Annotated in this window: 20 protein-coding genes and 1 riboswitch; of the genes, 13 read left to right on the forward strand and 7 right to left on the reverse strand. The window is 43.4% G+C overall.

What is annotated here, in order from left to right:
- Positions 1-27: 27 nt before the first annotated feature.
- From AWH49_RS02190 to AWH49_RS02200, 3 genes are all read left to right on the forward strand, one after another.
- On the forward strand, positions 28-1,473 hold the full coding sequence (locus tag AWH49_RS02190) for an o-succinylbenzoate--CoA ligase (protein WP_063964504.1): 1,446 nt from the start codon (positions 28-30) through the stop codon (positions 1,471-1,473).
- A complete protein-coding gene (menC, locus tag AWH49_RS02195) occupies positions 1,463-2,563 on the forward strand; it encodes an o-succinylbenzoate synthase (protein ID WP_082862640.1) in 1,101 nt (366 codons plus the stop codon). The genes AWH49_RS02190 and menC overlap by 11 nt, the downstream gene beginning before the upstream one ends.
- Before the next feature lie 169 nt (positions 2,564-2,732).
- The gene (locus AWH49_RS02200; protein WP_082862641.1) at positions 2,733-3,275 is read left to right on the forward strand and encodes a LemA family protein; all 543 of its coding nucleotides are present in this window, start codon (positions 2,733-2,735) and stop codon (positions 3,273-3,275) included.
- Here the strand turns inward: AWH49_RS02200 and yidD are convergent.
- Positions 3,272-3,511 carry a membrane protein insertion efficiency factor YidD gene (gene yidD / locus AWH49_RS18900; RefSeq protein ID WP_018394215.1) on the reverse strand — a complete coding sequence of 80 codons (240 nt, stop codon included), beginning with the start codon at positions 3,509-3,511 and terminating at the stop codon, positions 3,272-3,274. The genes AWH49_RS02200 and yidD overlap by 4 nt on opposite strands.
- Positions 3,508-3,654, reverse strand: coding sequence for a YtzI protein (gene ytzI, locus AWH49_RS18905; protein ID WP_082862642.1), 147 nt, complete (start codon positions 3,652-3,654; stop codon positions 3,508-3,510). Before ytzI ends, yidD begins: the two co-directional genes overlap by 4 nt.
- A 112-nt stretch (positions 3,655-3,766) precedes the next feature.
- Between ytzI and AWH49_RS02205 the strand changes: the two genes are divergently transcribed.
- Positions 3,767-4,207: a Dps family protein gene (locus AWH49_RS02205; RefSeq protein ID WP_034286370.1), complete on the forward strand. Its 441-nt coding sequence runs from the start codon at positions 3,767-3,769 to the stop codon at positions 4,205-4,207.
- 62 nt (positions 4,208-4,269) lie between these two features.
- Here AWH49_RS02205 and AWH49_RS02210 read toward each other — a convergent pair whose 3' ends face one another.
- Positions 4,270-4,512, reverse strand: coding sequence for a DUF6154 family protein (locus AWH49_RS02210; RefSeq protein WP_018394212.1), 243 nt, complete (start codon positions 4,510-4,512; stop codon positions 4,270-4,272).
- A gap of 122 nt (positions 4,513-4,634) precedes the next feature.
- Between AWH49_RS02210 and AWH49_RS02215 the strand changes: the two genes are divergently transcribed.
- Genes AWH49_RS02215 through AWH49_RS02230 form a run of 4 tightly spaced genes read left to right on the forward strand, consistent with a single transcriptional unit; the run spans position 4,635 to position 6,457 of the window.
- On the forward strand, positions 4,635-4,943 hold the full coding sequence (locus tag AWH49_RS02215) for a hypothetical protein (RefSeq protein ID WP_034286369.1): 309 nt from the start codon (positions 4,635-4,637) through the stop codon (positions 4,941-4,943).
- Between the two features lie 34 nt (positions 4,944-4,977).
- Entirely contained in the window at positions 4,978-5,451 is a 474-nt protein-coding gene (gene ytkD, locus AWH49_RS02220) for an RNA deprotection pyrophosphohydrolase (protein WP_018394210.1), read from the forward strand.
- A complete protein-coding gene (locus AWH49_RS02225) occupies positions 5,448-6,215 on the forward strand; it encodes an alpha/beta hydrolase family protein (protein ID WP_063964507.1) in 768 nt (255 codons plus the stop codon). The genes ytkD and AWH49_RS02225 overlap by 4 nt, the downstream gene beginning before the upstream one ends.
- On the forward strand, positions 6,215-6,457 hold the full coding sequence (locus tag AWH49_RS02230) for a DUF2584 domain-containing protein (RefSeq protein ID WP_063964508.1): 243 nt from the start codon (positions 6,215-6,217) through the stop codon (positions 6,455-6,457). Before AWH49_RS02225 ends, AWH49_RS02230 begins: the two co-directional genes overlap by 1 nt.
- A 38-nt stretch (positions 6,458-6,495) precedes the next feature.
- Here the strand turns inward: AWH49_RS02230 and pckA are convergent, their stop codons facing one another.
- A complete protein-coding gene (gene pckA, locus AWH49_RS02235) occupies positions 6,496-8,079 on the reverse strand; it encodes a phosphoenolpyruvate carboxykinase (ATP) (RefSeq protein WP_063964509.1) in 1,584 nt (527 codons plus the stop codon).
- 328 nt (positions 8,080-8,407) lie between these two features.
- A riboswitch (SAM riboswitch) is annotated at positions 8,408-8,518 on the forward strand.
- A 120-nt stretch (positions 8,519-8,638) separates the two neighbouring features.
- Here pckA and metK point away from each other — a divergent pair.
- Entirely contained in the window at positions 8,639-9,835 is a 1,197-nt protein-coding gene (gene metK, locus AWH49_RS02240; RefSeq protein WP_018394206.1) for a methionine adenosyltransferase, read from the forward strand.
- Between the two features lie 155 nt (positions 9,836-9,990).
- Here the strand turns inward: metK and AWH49_RS02245 are convergent, their stop codons facing one another.
- Entirely contained in the window at positions 9,991-10,503 is a 513-nt protein-coding gene (locus tag AWH49_RS02245; protein WP_034286363.1) for a gamma carbonic anhydrase, read from the reverse strand.
- A gap of 106 nt (positions 10,504-10,609) precedes the next feature.
- On the opposite strand from AWH49_RS02245, the gene AWH49_RS02250 reads away from it, so the two are divergent.
- Together AWH49_RS02250 and AWH49_RS02255 are read left to right on the forward strand one after the other, a co-directional pair.
- On the forward strand, positions 10,610-11,419 hold the full coding sequence (locus tag AWH49_RS02250; protein ID WP_034286362.1) for an alpha/beta hydrolase: 810 nt from the start codon (positions 10,610-10,612) through the stop codon (positions 11,417-11,419).
- A 9-nt stretch (positions 11,420-11,428) separates the two neighbouring features.
- Positions 11,429-12,502, forward strand: a complete 1,074-nt coding sequence (locus tag AWH49_RS02255; protein WP_034286361.1) for a tetraprenyl-beta-curcumene synthase family protein — start codon at positions 11,429-11,431, stop codon at positions 12,500-12,502.
- Positions 12,503-12,824: 322 nt separating this feature from the next.
- Here the strand turns inward: AWH49_RS02255 and mnmM are convergent, their stop codons facing one another.
- Positions 12,825-13,397: a tRNA 5-(aminomethyl)-2-thiouridylate-methyltransferase MnmM gene (gene mnmM, locus AWH49_RS02260; protein ID WP_034286360.1), complete on the reverse strand. Its 573-nt coding sequence runs from the start codon at positions 13,395-13,397 to the stop codon at positions 12,825-12,827.
- Complete coding sequence (mnmL, locus tag AWH49_RS02265) at positions 13,394-14,356, reverse strand: tRNA modification radical SAM protein MnmL/YtqA (protein ID WP_063964671.1); 963 nt, start codon at positions 14,354-14,356, stop codon at positions 13,394-13,396. Before mnmL ends, mnmM begins: the two co-directional genes overlap by 4 nt.
- Before the next feature lie 272 nt (positions 14,357-14,628).
- Between mnmL and leuS the strand changes: the two genes are divergently transcribed.
- Both leuS and AWH49_RS02275 read left to right on the forward strand, forming a co-directional pair.
- Positions 14,629-17,040 (forward strand): leucine--tRNA ligase, encoded by a 2,412-nt coding sequence (gene leuS, locus AWH49_RS02270; protein ID WP_063964510.1) that lies wholly within the window; start codon positions 14,629-14,631, stop codon positions 17,038-17,040.
- A 12-nt stretch (positions 17,041-17,052) separates the two neighbouring features.
- The gene (locus AWH49_RS02275; RefSeq protein WP_018394198.1) at positions 17,053-17,364 is read left to right on the forward strand and encodes a rhodanese-like domain-containing protein; all 312 of its coding nucleotides are present in this window, start codon (positions 17,053-17,055) and stop codon (positions 17,362-17,364) included.
- The last annotated feature ends 19 nt before the right edge of the window (positions 17,365-17,383 follow it).

A 17,383-nucleotide genomic window follows, 5' to 3' on the forward strand; every position in this document is an offset into this window, starting at 1 on the left:
AGGACACTCTTTTTTTCAATTGAAAGGATGACTTTTATGAACATGCCAAACTGGTTAAAACAGCGCGTGTTTTTAACACCGGATCGAAGAGCACTTGTTTTTGAAAATAAAACGTGGACATTTGCGGAGATGTACAATGAAACGCTAAAAAAAGCATCAGTACTTAGCCTGTCGGGCATAAAAAAAGGGGATTTTTGCGGTGTGCTTGCTGCCAATCGTCCAGATATGATTTTCACGATTCAGGCACTTCAACAAATTGGAGCGGTTGCTGTTATGCTAAACAGTCGACTCACAGCCAAAGAAATCGAGTGGCAGCTACGAGATGCCAATGCATCGCATTTATTATTCGACTCTTTACATGAAAAAAAGGCATCAGCCATTTCCGGCATTCCATCTATTTCTATTTCAAGTAATTCCACTGACGAACAATTTACACCGCGAGACCTATTTTCAATGGGTGAAATATGTTCGATTATGTACACATCTGGTACAACGGGACGTCCAAAAGGCGTTATACAAACATATGGAAATCATTATGCTAGTGTGACTGCTTCAGCACTCAATCTCGGTCTTCACGTCGATGATTCATGGCTTTGTACCGTGCCGCTGTTTCATATTTCGGGTTACTCCATTTTAATGAAAAGTGTTCTGTATGGAATGGAAGTCCGTCTCGTTGAAAAATTTGACGCCTCAGTTATTAATGAATCGCTTCAAAATGGAGAAGCAACGATCATTTCCGTCGTGTCAGCGATGCTAAGCAATATGATAAACAGACTTTCAGGTACGTATAGTCCACGGTTTCGCTGCATGCTTCTCGGTGGCGGGCCGGCACCAGTATCGATTCTAGAGCAGTGCAAACAAAAGAACATACCTGTTTTTCAAACGTACGGGATGACAGAAACATCATCTCAAATTGTGACACTTGCACCTGAATATACCATGGAGAAACTCGGCTCTGTCGGCAAACCGCTTTTCCCTTGTGCTGTGAAAATTGATGGAGAAAACGAAGGTGAAATACTCGTCTCTGGTCCAAATGTGACAACAGGTTATTTAAACCGCCAGGAAGCAAATGAATCGTCATTTCAAGACGGATGGTTCCGCACCGGGGACATCGGCCGTCTCGACGCAGATGGATTTTTGTACGTACTTGATCGACGTTCGGATTTAATCATTTCCGGCGGTGAAAACATTTATCCAGCTGAAATCGAGTCGGTGCTTACCTCGCATCATGCCATTCGTGAAGCCGGTGTGGCGGGTGTAGCAGACGAGAAATGGGGCAGTGTGCCGGCAGCTTTTTATGTCGCCAATCATCCAGTTACATCGGAAGAATTAGCCGCATTTTGTATAGAAAAGATGGCCCGCTACAAAGTGCCAGCTTATTTTATTGAGACGGCTGAATTGCCGCGCAATGCATCAAATAAATTGATGCGCCGTGAACTCGCCGCAAGATGGAGAGATGATCATGCTTATTAAAAAGTTAACGATGCGCGTAATCGAAATGCCGCTGAAACAGCCCTTTTACACACATCTTGAAACAGTGTCCGTCCGTCAAGCGATTATCATTGAAGCAGAAGACGAACAAGGGATAACAGGGTGGGGAGAAGCATCGGCTTTTTCCACACCGTGGTACACAGAAGAAACGGTACAGACAGAATGGCACATTATAAAAGATGTGCTCTTTCCCCTTTTACAAGGAAAAACAATTGATCATCCAAAAGACGTGCATGCCCTCTTTAGAACGATTCGGGGCAATCGAATGGCAAAAGCGGGTGTGGAGTGTGCGATCTGGGATTTATATGCGAAACAGCAAAACAAACCGCTTCATGAACTACTCGGCGGAACACGCACATCGATCCCGGCCGGTGGGGTGGCGGCCGGCAAAACAACGGCGGATATGATCGCGAGAATAGAGGCACTCGTTCAATCCGGGTACGAACGTATTAAAATTAAAATCAATCCGAAAACAGATCGAATCATGCTGACGGAGATTCGCCGTCAATTTCCCGACGCGCCCATCATGGCAGATGCAAATTCTGCGTATAGGCTGCAAGATATCGATCAATTAAAAAGTCTTGATGAATTTAAATTGCTGATGATTGAGCAGCCGTTTCACGTGGAGGATTTGTGGGAGCACTCGAAGCTGCAAAAGCAATTGAATACCGCTGTTTGTCTCGATGAAAGCATTCGGTCTGTGCATGATGCGAAGTGTGCGATTCAAATGGAGGCATGCCGGATCATCAATGTGAAATTCAGCCGGGTCGGCGGCTTGACAGAAGCCGTTCGCATTCATGACGAGTGTAAGGTTGCACGTACAGGGCTGTGGGCAGGTGGAATGATTGAGTTCGGTATTTCCCGCGCTCATAATGTGGCACTTGCTTCACTGCCAGGCTTTACGATCCCTGGCGACATTGTCTCATCGAATCATTACTGGGAAGAGGACATTATTGAGCCGGAAATTTTGGTGGAAAACGGGCGAATCCAATTATCAAGCAAACCTGGAATCGGTTATGACGTCAATCGAAAAAGGCTTGAGATTGTAGGAAAAGAGATATATTTTATTTGAAATTTGGTTTAAGTGAAACTATTTAAGGGGAAAAAGAGTATAAAGCAGTAACGAATAAATAAGGGAACCATTCTTTATTCAGTGAAGTTTTCTTCATCCCAACGTAGTCTTTTTATGCGAAGTCTTACTGCCCATTAATGTGGGGATAAAGCAGGAAAGAGGTGGAGCATTGGAAAACGGATTGTGGATTATTTGTGCGGGGGCCGGTCCCACTCTTCTTCTGTTTGTCATGACCCATAGGAGACTTAATGGTTTGCAAAAAAAAACAGATCGATCGTTTCAAGACGTGGATCGGTTCATGGCAGTTTGTGTCAACGTGTATGGGCAGTGGGCGGAAATCGTGGCGGCTTATGATTTAAATGAGCAGGGAATGCTGGCTGAAATAATGACTATACGCGACACGTTTGCAAAGATGACAGTGGAAGAAAAGCTGCGAGTATGCGGACAGCTCGACACCTTTTATGACAGAATGACGGCATCTGCTGTGAAGTGTCCACGTCTTCGAACGTCCTCGATGTATATTCGCCTTCATGCGCAAGTGGATGAAATGATCGAGCAAATGCCGAATGCATGCAGTCATTATAATGAACTTGCCGGACAACTGAACGATGAAATCAGTCGTTTTCCAGCAAATATGACTGCTTTGCTGTTCGGATTTGAAAAAAAGGAACTGCTCACCGGGTCGGAAAAATCGGATATTTCTGCCATCTAGCAGTCCGATTTTCTCCTCGGCCATTGATCAGGTACGTAATCAACGCCGCCCGAATGAAACGGGTGACATTTACAAAGGCGGATGATGGTCATCAATCCGCCTTTTAATGTGCCGTGTTTTTGTATGGCTTCATATCCGTAATGAGAGCATGTCGGATAAAAGCGACACGTTGGCGGCTTAAGCGGTGAGATGCCTTTTTGATAAAAATGGATTAAACTGAGAAACAACTTTTTCACTTTGTCTCACGCGTTTCTTCCTGCTTTTCGCTAGCAGGTGGATCGATCGTATGTTTATAATCATAGCCTTTATTAATTGTCAGAACCGATAAGACAAGTATAATGAGAACGACAATGATGGAAATAATGATAATAGTTGTCAAAAAAATACCCCCCCCTTTACTTCTCTAGTTTATCACGATTATGTTTACTTTTGAACAAAGAGGGAAGTAATATAATGTCAAGATTAATTACATATTTGGAGGTATTTTTTTTATGGCAAAGAAATTAACAAGCAGCGTAAACAAGCAAATTGCAAACTGGACTATTTTATACACGAAGCTTCACAATTATCACTGGTATGTAAAAGGGCATCAATTCTTTACACTGCATGCAAAGTTTGAAGAGCTTTACACTGAAGCAAGCCTTCACATTGATGAACTGGCTGAACGCCTTCTTGCTCTTGACGGCAAGCCGATTGCGACACTCAGAGAATCACTTGATAAGGCAACGGTAAAAGAAGCGGAAGGAAAAGAGTCGGCGGAAGAAATGGTGAAATCGATTATCGATGACTTTTCAACCATGACAGCTGAATTGAAAGAAGCGATGGATCTTGCCGATGAAGTAGGCGATGAAACAACAGGTGATATGCTTCTTGCTATTCATCAAAGCCTTGAGCAGCATATTTGGATGCTTAAATCATTTCTCGGAAAATAAGACAAAAATCGAGCCTGCTCAAGGCTCGATTTTTGTTAGGTTTCTTCCTTCTTTTGTATGTATTAATGAAACTGGCTGTTTTTTCGTACAGGTATTTGATCCTGATTAAACTTTTCTTTCAAGCCTTCGTGCAAATAAACACGGAACAGCCAGGCCAGTTCTTCTTGTGGCATATCTTGAATGACTTTCAAAATATCCGCTTCAGACATTTCACCAAGTACCGTCAGCGTAATCATATCAAGATCATCTTCCGTCCCCTGCAGCCTCCCTCGGTACAATTCGAACAGCTCATCCACGAAATTCATCCCTGTCCCTCCTTAAATAGAATATATATATAGTTATACATGAAAACGCTATCATATTCCAACTTTTTTCAGTGGATGAAAAAAGTTTTAACGGGCATTCTACGGGAAAAGGAGGGATTCATATGGAAAAACAGCCCTATTATATACAGATGGCAAACGGTGAAATTCAGTCAAGATCGGATGTTTCACCATGGAACTTTCGTATTTTTGCAAATGAAAAAGAAATTCAAGATTTGCGTGAATTGTTTAACGAAATGAATGGAGCAGATTCTCGCACGTTCTGGCGGGCACATGTACCGTATATTCCGTATCATATGGACAAAGACAATGATCAATACGATAACAGAATGATGGAGGTGTATGATAAATTGTACGAACTCGGTGACGAGGATGCTCGTACACATATAAAAAAGCTGCGTAATGAAGTATAATAGAGTGATATGAAGCAGAGATGAGGGGTCATGGGTGCATACTTTTATAGACAAAAATGGATTTTCTGTAAATATGACATTTGAGCGCGGTGCTTTCAGGGAGTCACCGACGCATGTCTTTGTTATTTGTCGGTATATGGAGGGGTGGCTGTTAACGAAACATCGGAAGCGTGGTCTTGAATTTCCAGGTGGAAAAAAGGAACAAGATGAAACGTTGGAAGAGGCAGCGCGTCGGGAAATATGGGAAGAAACTGGTGCCCACGTTGCCGAATTGCACTTTATAGGTGAGTATTGTGTACATGTTCCAGAAAAACCGTTTCTAAAAGCGGTTTTTTTTGCACGTGTAACGGATATAGAAAAGAAAGAAGATTATTTGGAAACGGATGGTCCATACAATGAAACGGGCGATTTATTACACGTGCGTTTCCAAGAATCTTATTCATTTTTAATGAAAGACGATGTAATCGCCTGCTCGTTTCATGAGCTGGAAAGGAAAGGACTTTTATGATAGAGCGTACGCCTTATCCATCGCCAAATCCACATGTACGTCTGTATACAGTCGTATATAAATCAGGTGGACTACGCGTCAAAGGGTTTCTAGCGGAGCCTTTGGACGACGAACAGCATGATGGTCTCTTGTACTTGCGCGGTGGCATCAAAAGTGTTGGTATGGTGCGTCCGGCCCGAATTGCGGAGTTTGCAGCCGAAGGATTTATTGTCTTTGCACCATTTTACCGAGGCAACCGTGGTGGTGAAGGAAATGAAGATTTTGCCGGGGAGGATCGGGAAGATGCATTTTCTGGGTTTGACTTGTTACAAGACAATGAACGTGTAAGAAATGGACGTGTTCACGTATTCGGGTTTTCAAGAGGAGGTGTTATGGCGATATTAACGGCCATTTACAGGCCAGTTTCATCACTAGTGACATGGGGCGGCGTATCAGATATGATCCTCACCTATAAAGAACGAAGCGATATGCGTAGGATGATGAAACGTGTCATAGGCGGCAGTCCGAATAAAGTACCTGAGCAATATGATTGGCGTACGCCGTTAAACGAAGCAGCGATGATAACAGCTCCTGTGTTCATTATTCACGGGAGGCTTGATGACAACGTATCCGTAGAACATGCATATCGTCTTGAGAAAAAGTTGAATAAGGCAGATATATTATATTTTAACGAGTATGATCATTACATACCACCTGCTGTAAATCGCAAAATTGTCGGGAAAATTGCAGTATGGATGAAAGAAAAAGGGAAGGGGAATGTATGATGGGCATGCCAATGGAATTAAACACAATGATTGTCACGAAAGGAAATGAAACGAGAGAAGAGGAAAACAGATTTGTATTAACAAAGAACGGCTACCGTCTGTATCCAATAGACATTCCGATTGCCGTATACAAGGTGAAAGACAGTGAGCAAAGCGGGATAGCAATTATTGAAAAAGTGGAGTGGCAAAATGATACGACAACCATTACGTATACACTAGTATCATTGAAATCAACGAATTAATATGAAAACCCTCCTGATGAACAGGAGGGTTTTCATATTTACATTTTAGGTCCGCCAAGTACTTCGATGTCAGAAGGAACACCGGTGAATTTTTTGAAATTAGCACGGAATTTAGCAGAAAGTTCTTGTGCTTTGACCATGAACGCTTCCTGATCAGCCCATGATTTACGTGGAATTAATACATCATCAGGCACGCCTGGTACTTGAACTGGAATATTGAGACCGAATACTTTTGTTGTGTATGTTTCAACGTTATTTAGTTCTCCTTCAAGTGCTGCTTGAATCATCGCACGTGTGTATGAAAGCTTCATACGTTGTCCTGTCCCGTATTCGCCGGCTGTCCAGCCTGTGTTCACAAGGAATACCTGCACGTTATGCTCGTCAATTTTTTTGCCAAGCATTTCTGCGTACACGGTTGCAGGAAGCGGAAGGAACGGTGAGCCAAAGCATGTTGAGAATGTAGCTTCCGGGCTTGTAATGCCGCGTTCTGTACCGGCAAGTTTTGATGTGTATCCACTCAAGAAATGGTACATAGCCTGCTCTTTTGATAACTTGCTGATTGGAGGCAAAACGCCGAATGCATCAGCTGTTAAAAAGATAATTGTATGTGGATGACCCGCGATGCTTGGATCAATAATATTCTCAATTGCTTGAATCGGGTAAGCCGCACGCGTATTTTCAGTTAACGAGTTATCAGTGTAATCTGGAATGCGTGTATCATGATCAAGGATAACGTTTTCGAGAACAGAGCCGAAACGGATCGCATCGTAAATTTGCGGTTCTTTTTCACGTGTCAAGCCAATTGTTTTTGCATAGCAACCGCCTTCAATATTGAACACACCGTTTGCAGACCAGCCATGCTCATCATCCCCAATCAAGCGTCGGTTCGGGTCAGCAGAAAGCGTCGTTTTGCCTGTGCCGGAAAGACCAAAGAACAGGGCAACATCACCTTCGTAGCCGACATTTGCCGAGCAGTGCATGGACAATACGTTGTTTTCTGGCAAAAGGTAGTTCATCACGGAGAAGATCGATTTTTTCATTTCTCCAGCATATTCTGTTCCACCGATTAACACGACGCGCTGTTCAAATGAAATAATGATGAACGTTTCAGAATTAGTGCCATCCACAAGGGGATCGGCCTGGAACGTCGGAGCAGATAAAACCGTGAATCCCGCTTCATGCGTGCGGAGCTCTTCTTCTGTCGGACGGATGAACAATTGATGAGCAAACAGGTTGTGCCACGCGTATTCATTGATGACCTGAATGGGCAGGCGATGTTTATGATCTGCACCGGCAAAGCCATTGAAAACGAACAGTTCATCTTTTTCTTTTAAATGGCGTAGGACTTTATCGTACAAGTTATTAAACTTTTCTTCAGAGATCGGTTGGTTCGAGCCCCAATCGATTTTATCCTTTACGGCCGCTTCTTTGACGGTAAATTTGTCTTTTGGAGAGCGTCCTGTATATTTGCCTGTTTCGGCGCAAACCGCACCGGATGCGGTTAAAATACCTTCAGCGCGTTTGAGTACCTTTTCTACGAGTACAGGTACAGAAGGCTGTTGTAATACATTTGAGCCTTTCAGCAGCTCGACGATTTCGCTGGAAACAGTTAGAGAGTTCATATTTGTACGACCATCCTTTTTGAAATTTTTATATGTGTTGTGGTTAAGATGAAATTAGTATAACACATTAATATCAATAATCTATACTATTTAAAGATATTTTTATATTTTAATGATTTTTTTGATTTTTGGGGTTTGATCAGTGTACTATATTAATAAGAAAGAGTGATATTGGATCATATAAAGTTTCTCTTCCGTCCGATTCAATGGGAATTTACTGACCGTTCATCTGCGACAAATGATGCTGCACATGTAACTTATCTTTTTTCTAAGAAAAATCGGTTGACATGATGAATGATCTTTCGTAACATTGACACTTGAACGGATACTCTTATCCTGAGCCGGTGGAGGGACAGGCCCTGTGAAACCCAGCAACCTGCCGTATAAAACGCGGAAAAGGTGCTAAACCTGAGCAAGGATCAACCTTGGACGATAAGAGTGAAAGGCCCGAGTAAAAACAACCTTTCCTCTCTCTATGCCGGGAGAGTTTTTTTATTTTCCGGATCATCGGGGGAATATGAGTACCGTACCCATACTGATTTAAAGGAGGAATTTTTTCATGACAAAACAGCGTCGCCTGTTTACATCAGAATCTGTAACGGAAGGACATCCAGATAAAATCTGTGACCAAATTTCCGATGCGATACTTGATGCGATTCTTGACAAAGACCCGAATGCCCGTGTAGCAGCGGAAACATCTGTCACAACGGGGCTCGTACTCGTTGCCGGGGAAATTACCACTTCATCTTATGTGGATATTCCAAAAATCGTTCGTGAAACGATAAAAGAAATTGGGTATGTACGTGCAAAATATGGATTTGACTACGAAACAGCTGGTGTATTGACATCGATTGATGAACAGTCACCCGATATTGCAGCCGGTGTAAACGTGGCACTCGAAGCACGTGAAGGCCAGATGACGGATAAAGAAATCGACGAAATCGGTGCCGGTGACCAAGGCTTAATGTTCGGTTACGCATGCAATGAAACAGCGGAATTAATGCCGCTGCCCATTTCACTCGCACATAAACTTGCACGTCGTCTGACACAGGTACGTAAAGATGAAGTGCTTGAATACCTTCGTCCGGATGGCAAAACGCAAGTAACGGTTGAATACGATGAACATGGCCAGCCGGTTCGTGTGGATACAATCGTTATTTCAACTCAACATCATCCGGAAATTACACTTGAGCAAATTCAAAAAGAAGTTCGCGAACATGTCATTAATGAAGTCGTACCGGCTGAATTGATCGATAGTGAAACGAAATTTTTCATTAACCCGACAGGCCGCTTTGTGATCGGCGGACCACAGGGAGATGCAGGTTTAACAGGCCGCAAAATCATCGTTGATACGTATGGCGGATATGCTCGTCATGGCGGTGGGGCATTCTCTGGCAAAGATCCGACGAAAGTAGACCGTTCTGCGGCCTACGCAGCTCGTTACGTGGCAAAAAATATCGTGGCTGGGGGTCTTGCGGATAAATGTGAAGTTCAGCTTGCATACGCAATCGGTGTAGCACAGCCGGTATCGATTGCTGTTGACACATTTGAAACAGGTACAGTGTCAGAAGAAGTTCTTGTTGACTTAATTCGCAAAAACTTCGACCTTCGTCCAGCAGGAATTATTAACATGCTTGATCTGCGCCGTCCTATTTATCGTCAAACAGCGGCATACGGCCACTTTGGGCGTACGGACGTGGATCTTCCATGGGAACGTACGGACAAAGCTGAGCTTTTGAAATCAGAAGCAAAATAATAAAAAGCTGCCTGAAAGTTATTTGACTTTCAGGCAGTCTTTTTTGTATGATGGTATGCTTTTATGACAGCTGGTGGGATCCACCAATAAATGATCGGATCACAGGTTAAAAACGCAATGTTCATTTCCATACTTTTGTTAGCATATCTTGTACATCATTTTTGAATAGATTTATAATATTGTCCTTTTTCCGCATACTCTCGGACGATTCGTTCCATATCTTTCCGGTCCTCTTCAGTAACATCGCGAATGACTTTAGCGGGACGCCCGAATGCCATTGTGTTCGGTGGGATGATTTTGCCAGGCGGAACGAGGCTGCCGGCACCAATGAACGCACCTTCACCAATTTCAGCATTATCTAAAATAATGGACCCCATGCCGATGAGTGCACCTTTTCTAATTTTACAGCTATGTAAAAGAACTTGGTGGCCGATCGTCACATGATCTTCTAATATGAGCGGGTTGTTCGGACTTTGATGCAGGACGGAATTGTCTTGAACGTTGACTCGATTTCCAATAACAGTTGGAGCGACGTCGCCGCGAATCACGGTATTGTACCAAATGGTAGATTCCTCTCCGATGCTCACATCACCGGTAATTGTGACATGATCTGCAATAAAAGCAGACTCTGCAATCTCTGGTTCTTTGTCTTTATAAGGATAAATCATCTATGAAACCCCTTTCTTTTTTTATATGTACCGTTTTATTTTATCGAAAGCCAAAAGATTTGTATAATAGAAAAAACGATTGCCGTTTGTGAAGGAGAGAGCAACTATGTGGAAATGGGAGTGTGAAGGGCGACCAAAAGGTGTGATCGTCATCGTGCACGGTGCACTTGAACATCACGGACGTTACGGCTGGCTTATTGAAATGTGGCGGCAGAATGGGTTTAATGTCGTTATGGGCGACCTGCCAGGACAAGGAATGACATCACGTGCCAAGCGTGGTCATATTTCGTCCTTTACTGAATATACAAATGAAATTTCTGACTGGGTCAATGCAGCCTATCAGTTTGATGTGCCGGTTTTTTTACTCGGTCACAGCATGGGCGGACTGATTGTTACTCGTTATTTGCAGGAACAGAAGCCTGAACTTGCGGGTGTCATTTTATCATCACCACTATTTAAAATGAAACACGTGCCGCCAAAGCATTTAAACATGATGTCACACGGGCTTAATACTATGACGCCATCGCTAAAATTTGACTCGGGCATTACCGTCGATATGTCGACGCGGAATGAAGAGGTGCGGGCGTTCGACATGGAAGATACAATGTTTGTCCGAAAAGTGTCGGTCCGCTGGTATCGTGAAGTCATCCAGGCGATTAAAATGGTTGCTGCGGGGCCCGGTGAAATACCCGATATTCCTCATCTTATTATGCAGGCCGGCGATGATAAAATAGTTGACAGCAGTGCTGTCCGCTTATTCACGAAAAAAATCGACGTATCCGAGCTGCAGTATAAAGAATGGCCTAAATTGTATCATGAAATTTTTAATGAACCAGAGCGGGATGATGTATTTCGCTATACGATTGATTTTGTTCATAACCGATTGCGCGCACTCGGTTTTATTATTGAAAAGTGAGGTAACTTAATGAATGTCCCTAAAAATTCGCTATTATTAATGCGAAAAGCATATAAAAGCATTTATCCAGCAGTAAAGACGGAATGGAGTAAATGGAAAGTGATGGCGGAACGTATTCCGGATCCGGAGCTTCGTCAACAAGCGCTGGATGTATATGAAAAAAAATATTTTCATTGTGAAGCCGGTGGTATTATTTCCATGCTTGCAGGTGAGAAATCAGTAGATGCCATTGCATTTATTGTTCCGTATCAGCTCATTTGTGATTATCTTGATAATTTGTGCGATCAAACGAGGTCGTTTAATCCGGATGATTTTGCGGCGCTGCATGAAGCGCTGCACGACTGTTTCTTTCCCGGCGAGGCAAAAAGTGATTATTACCGCTTCCGCGAGACGAAAGACGATGGCGGCTACTTAAACGCGCTCGTTGATGGATGCCGGCGTATTGTTGCGAATACCCCATCATTTTCGGCCGCAAAGCCGCATGTGCTGGATTTAAGCCAGTATTACAGTGAATTGCAAATTCATAAGCATGTGCGAGAAGAAGAGCGGGAAGAGCGGCTGATCCACTGGTTTGAAAGCTATAAAGCAGATTTGCCAGATATGACATGGTATGAATTTTCTGCTTGCACCGGTTCAACGGTTGGTGTGTACTGCTTAATGTCGTGTGCAATGGGACCAGCTTTTACGCCGACATACGCTAAAATGGTGCGTGACTGCTACTTTCCATACGGTCAGGGCATCCATATTTTACTTGATTACTTTATCGATCAAGAAGAGGATCAAGAAGACGGCGAGCTGAATTTTTGTACTTATTATGAAAATGAATCGGTGATGATGGATCGCTTCTTACACTTTTTACAGCAAGCCAAAAAAGGAACAGAATCGCTTCCTCACGCAAAGTTTCATTCATTTTTAATTGAAGGTATCGTGGCGGTTTATTTGTCCGAAGAAAAAGCAACTGAGAAGAAAAGTGTACAAAACCAGTGCCGAAAGCTCGTTCATACAGCGGGATTTTCGAGTGTTTTCTTTTACTGGAATGGACGAACGTATAAAACAATCCGGAAAATGTACAAAGCTGAGTAATAGATTTTTTTCGTGTTCTGAAATAAAGTGAGACTTCATTAAAAACAAGCTCGTAGACTTCATCGTCTCCGGGCTTTTCGATTTTTTAGCGTGTTCGCACACAACGCCAACGAATCGTACACAACGTTACAAAAACAGGCAGCCTCCTCGTTGGAAGACTGCCTGTCACTTAAATTATGCTTTTCCCCCTTATCCATTTCGATAGCGTTTCATATACAATGGGGGCAATAACGAGCGTTAGTAACGTCCAGCCGGTCAATCCACCGATGACCGTCACGCCTCATCTCATCCTTTTAAAATCAATTCACATACTTGTTCACGCTCACCGCTTCTCGATCGCGATGATAAATGGCGGATTGTTTGCTTGATTGATAAATTCGTAGCGCATGACGTGAGCGTGCTTTTGATCCAGCGTCTCTGTGAATAACACGACTGCTTCGCGTTCAGCAGCGCCTTCTTCGTGTCCGTGGTAAATGACGAGCACAATGACACCACCGGTTTTCAACATCGTAAACAATTGCTGCACCGCTTCGATCGTTGTATCGGGTTTTGTTACGATCGATTTGTCACCTTTTGGCAAATAGCCAAGATTGAAAATAGCAGCAGATAATCGGCCGTGATAGTCAGCCGGAATGAGCTTTGCTGCTTGCTCATGACCGGAATGATAAAGCGATACACGGTTTGAAACACTCGCCTGTTTCAAGCGTTCGCCTGTATTTTTAATTGCCTGTTCTTGCACATCGAATGAGAAAACGTGTCCAGATTCGCCAACAAGCTTCGCTAAAAAGAGTGTATCGTGGCCGTTGCCTGCTGTAGCATCGACAGCGAAACCGCCGGCAGACACTGTTTTTTCAAGCAGAATTCGTGCGAATGGTAAAATGCCGTCGAGTGTCATGGTTGCAACACGGCCTTTTTGTACAATTTCCCTTGCCAGCTGCTACGCCGGACGAGTTCAGCGTCAATAGCGTTCAACACTTTCCATTTGTTTACACTCCACATTGGGCCGACCATTAAGTTAATGGGACCGTCGCCTGTAAGGCGGTGAATGACCATTTCTGGCGGCAATATTTCAAGCTGATCGCACACGAGATGGACGTAGTCGTCAAATGATAAAAAGTTGAGCAGTCCTTTTTCATACTGTTTCACAAGAGGTGTCCCTTTTAATAAATGTAGCAAATGAATTTTAATTCCCTGTACATCAAGATCAGCTATCGCTTGAGCCGTTTCCATCATCATTTTTGGCGTTTCGAGCGGGAGTCCATTTATAAGGTGGGAGCAGACACGGATATTATGTTTACGCAGTTTTTCAACACCTTCAACATACGTTTGGAAGTCATGTGCACGGTTGATCAGTTGAGCTGTTTGTTCGTGAACCGTTTGCAGACCAAGCTCGACCCATAAATAAGTACGTTCATTTAGTTCGGCTAAATAGTCCACGACGTCATCTGGCAGGCAGTCTGGTCGTGTTGCAATCGATAATGCAACAACATCATCTTGCTTCAATACCCGTTCGTATTTCGCGCGAAGCACATGAACGGGTGCATGTGTGTTTGTGTATGCCTGAAAATAGGCCATATATTTGCCATCTTTCCATTTTTGATGCATTTTGGCTTTTATATCATTAAACTGTTTTTCAAGTGGATCAACACGATCACCAGCGAAGTCACCGGAACCGGCTGCACTGCAAAATGTACAGCCGCCAAACGCCACAGTGCCATCACGGTTCGGGCAGTCAAAGCCTCCGTCAAGTGCTACTTTAAACACTTTATGACCAAAATGCTCACGTAAATGATAATTCCACGTAAGGTATCGCTTATCATCACTTGCGTAAGGAAATGGGTTTGTCATGATCATTCCTCCTTTCATGCTCCATCCAAGGTAAAATTTTAACATGAACGTGGTCCCGGGTAAAATGCGCTTGCATATTAACCGAAATTTTTTTACAATGAGTGTTAAAGGTTTATAATGAAGAGAGCCGGCGGATGGATGGTGCAGTCCGGTATACTCAACGCGTACAATCACAATTGGGTGGTACCACAGGAAGAGACAATTCTCTCCTGTCCCATATTTTGGGGCGGGGGTTTTTTCATTTGTAGATTACATAAGATGGAAGGCAGGTTCAACGAATGAATTTCGATCATAAGCAAATTGAACAGAAATGGCAGCAATACTGGGAGCAAAATAAAACATTTAAAACGAACGAAGAACCGGAAAAACCGAAATTTTACGCGCTTGATATGTTTCCATATCCATCTGGCGCAGGACTTCATGTCGGCCATCCAGAAGGCTACACAGCAACGGATATTTTAAGCCGTTTCAAACGTATGCAGGGCTACAACGTCCTTCATCCGATGGGCTGGGATGCATTCGGACTTCCTGCAGAACAGTACGCGCTTGATACGGGAAATGATCCCGCTGAATTTACGGAACAGAACATTAACAATTTCCGTCGTCAAATTAAATCACTTGGTTTCTCTTATGACTGGGACCGCGAAATTAACACGACAGATCCGAATTATTATAAATGGACGCAATGGATTTTCTTACAATTGTATAAAAAAGATCTCGCGTACGTTGATGAAGTGCCGGTTAACTGGTGCCCGGCGTTAGGTACAGTACTTGCGAATGAGGAAGTTATTGATGGAAAATCAGAACGGGGCGGTCATCCCGTCGAGCGCCGTCCGATGCGTCAATGGATGCTGAAAATCACGAAATATGCGGATCGTTTACTTGAAGATTTAGACGAACTTGATTGGCCGGAAAGCATTAAAGAAATGCAACGAAACTGGATTGGCCGCTCTGAAGGTGCTGAAGTAACGTTTGCGATTGATGGGTACAATGAGACGTTCAAGGTCTTCACGACGCGTCCGGACACATTGTTTGGCGCAACGTATGCGGTACTCGCGCCTGAACATCCATTTGTCGATAAAATAACGACAGCAGAGCAAAAATCAAAGGTTGAAGCGTATGTGAATCAAGTGAAATCGAAAAGTGATCTTGAGCGTACGGACCTTTCGAAAGACAAAACGGGTGTGTTCACAGGGGCGTATGCAGTCAATCCAGTCAACGGCGAAAAAATGCCGATCTGGATTGCCGATTATGTATTGATCACATACGGAACAGGTGCGATTATGGCCGTTCCTGCACATGATGAACGAGACTATGAATTTGCGCAGAAATTTGAACTGCCGATTACAGAAGTTGTTGCTGGCGGAAATGTTGAAGAAGCAGCTTATACAGGCGACGGTAAGCATGTGAATTCTGGCTTTTTGAACGGATTAAATAAAGAAGACGGTATTCAAGCGATGATTGAATGGCTTGAAAAAGAAGGAGTCGGCACGAAAAAAGTGACATATCGTCTGCGCGACTGGCTGTTCAGCCGCCAGCGCTACTGGGGTGAGCCGATTCCAATTATTCACTGGGAAGATGGTACATCAACAGCCGTTCCAGAATCTGAACTGCCGCTCGTCTTGCCGAAAACGACGGAAATTCGTCCATCCGGTACAGGTGAATCACCACTTGCAATCATTGAAAACTGGGTGAATGTTGTCGATCCCGCCACCGGTAAAAAAGGACGCCGCGAGACAAATACAATGCCGCAATGGGCAGGAAGTTGCTGGTATTATCTTCGTTTTATCGATCCGGATAATACGGAAGCACTTGCTGATCCGGAAAAATTAAAACGATGGCTGCCAGTTGATATTTACATCGGCGGCGCAGAGCATGCCGTTCTTCATCTTCTGTATGCGCGTTTCTGGCATAAAGTGTTGTACGATCTCGGTGTGGTTCATACGAAAGAGCCTTTCCAAAAATTGTTTAACCAAGGAATGATTCTCGGTGAAAATAATGAAAAAATGAGTAAATCAAAAGGAAACGTTGTGAATCCGGATCAAATCGTTGAAAGTCATGGTGCAGATACACTGCGTCTATATGAAATGTTCATGGGGCCGTTAGACGCTTCTGTTGCGTGGAGTACAACCGGTATTGACGGCGCACGCCGATTCCTTGATCGAATTTGGCGCTTGTTCGTAACGGATGATGGATCGTTGACTAAAAAAGTGACAGAAAGCGGTACAGAGCTTGAAAAAGTGTATCATCAAACTGTGAAAAAAGTAACAGATGACTATGCCGGTCTTCATTTTAATACGGCGATTTCACAAATGATGGTGTTTGTGAATGAAGCGAATAAGGCGGAAACGATTCCAGCTGATTTTGCGTCTGGCTTTGTGAAATTATTGGCGCCGCTCGCACCACATCTTGCAGAAGAATTGTGGGAAAAGCTTGGTCATAATGAAACGGTAACATATGAAGCTTGGCCAACATTTGATGAATCGAAGTTAATTGATGATGAAGTGGAGATTGTGATCCAGTTAAATGGAAAATTACGGACGAAATTAATGGTTTCAAAAGATGCAACGAAGGAACAGATGGAAGAGATCGCACTGGCGGATGAAAAGTTCAAGGAAGATCTTGCTGGTAAGACGATACGTAAAGTGATTGCCGTTCCAGGAAAACTTGTGAACGTGGTTGCTAATTAATTTGAAGGGATGATGAAAGTGATTCCAACGATTACAGCAGAAGAAGTAAGACAAAAGGTTGAAAGCGGGCAAAAGATTGAACTGATCGATGTACGTGAAGAAGAAGAAGTAGCAGAAGGTATGATTCCACAAGCTGAACATATTGTTATGGGCACAATCCCTGAAAATCTAGACCGTCTCGATAAAGAAACAGAATATATTATCATCTGCCGCTCCGGTAAACGTAGCGAAAATGTATCGCGCTATTTGATCGAAAATGGTTATAAAGCAACAAATATGACAGGCGGAATGCTTGACTATACAGGTGAAATAGTACCGAAATAAAAAAGAAAAAAGAGACTGT

This window comes from Domibacillus aminovorans, assembly GCF_001643235.1.
Classification (GTDB): Bacteria; Bacillota; Bacilli; order Bacillales; family Domibacillaceae; genus Domibacillus; species Domibacillus aminovorans.

Bases quoted from the DNA above. Each gene is read 5' to 3' on its own strand.
- AWH49_RS02275 (WP_018394198.1), top strand. From the start codon at position 17,053: ATGAAAGTGATTCCAACGATTACAGCAGAAGAAGTAAGACAAAAGGTT.
- leuS (WP_063964510.1), top strand. From the start codon at position 14,629: ATGAATTTCGATCATAAGCAAATTGAACAGAAATGGCAGCAATACTGG.
- AWH49_RS02230 (WP_063964508.1), top strand. From the start codon at position 6,215: ATGGGCATGCCAATGGAATTAAACACAATGATTGTCACGAAAGGAAAT.
- pckA (WP_063964509.1), bottom strand. From the start codon at position 8,079: ATGAACTCTCTAACTGTTTCCAGCGAAATCGTCGAGCTGCTGAAAGGC.
- AWH49_RS02205 (WP_034286370.1), top strand. From the start codon at position 3,767: ATGGCAAAGAAATTAACAAGCAGCGTAAACAAGCAAATTGCAAACTGG.
- mnmM (WP_034286360.1), bottom strand. From the start codon at position 13,397: ATGACACTCGACGGCATTTTACCATTCGCACGAATTCTGCTTGAAAAA.
- AWH49_RS02215 (WP_034286369.1), top strand. From the start codon at position 4,635: ATGGAAAAACAGCCCTATTATATACAGATGGCAAACGGTGAAATTCAG.
- AWH49_RS02225 (WP_063964507.1), top strand. From the start codon at position 5,448: ATGATAGAGCGTACGCCTTATCCATCGCCAAATCCACATGTACGTCTG.
- metK (WP_018394206.1), top strand. From the start codon at position 8,639: ATGACAAAACAGCGTCGCCTGTTTACATCAGAATCTGTAACGGAAGGA.
- AWH49_RS02210 (WP_018394212.1), bottom strand. From the start codon at position 4,512: ATGAATTTCGTGGATGAGCTGTTCGAATTGTACCGAGGGAGGCTGCAG.
- mnmL (WP_063964671.1), bottom strand. From the start codon at position 14,356: ATGATCATGACAAACCCATTTCCTTACGCAAGTGATGATAAGCGATAC.
- AWH49_RS02255 (WP_034286361.1), top strand. From the start codon at position 11,429: ATGAATGTCCCTAAAAATTCGCTATTATTAATGCGAAAAGCATATAAA.
- menC (WP_082862640.1), top strand. From the start codon at position 1,463: ATGCTTATTAAAAAGTTAACGATGCGCGTAATCGAAATGCCGCTGAAA.
- AWH49_RS02250 (WP_034286362.1), top strand. From the start codon at position 10,610: ATGTGGAAATGGGAGTGTGAAGGGCGACCAAAAGGTGTGATCGTCATC.
- AWH49_RS02190 (WP_063964504.1), top strand. From the start codon at position 28: ATGACTTTTATGAACATGCCAAACTGGTTAAAACAGCGCGTGTTTTTA.
- AWH49_RS02245 (WP_034286363.1), bottom strand. From the start codon at position 10,503: ATGATTTATCCTTATAAAGACAAAGAACCAGAGATTGCAGAGTCTGCT.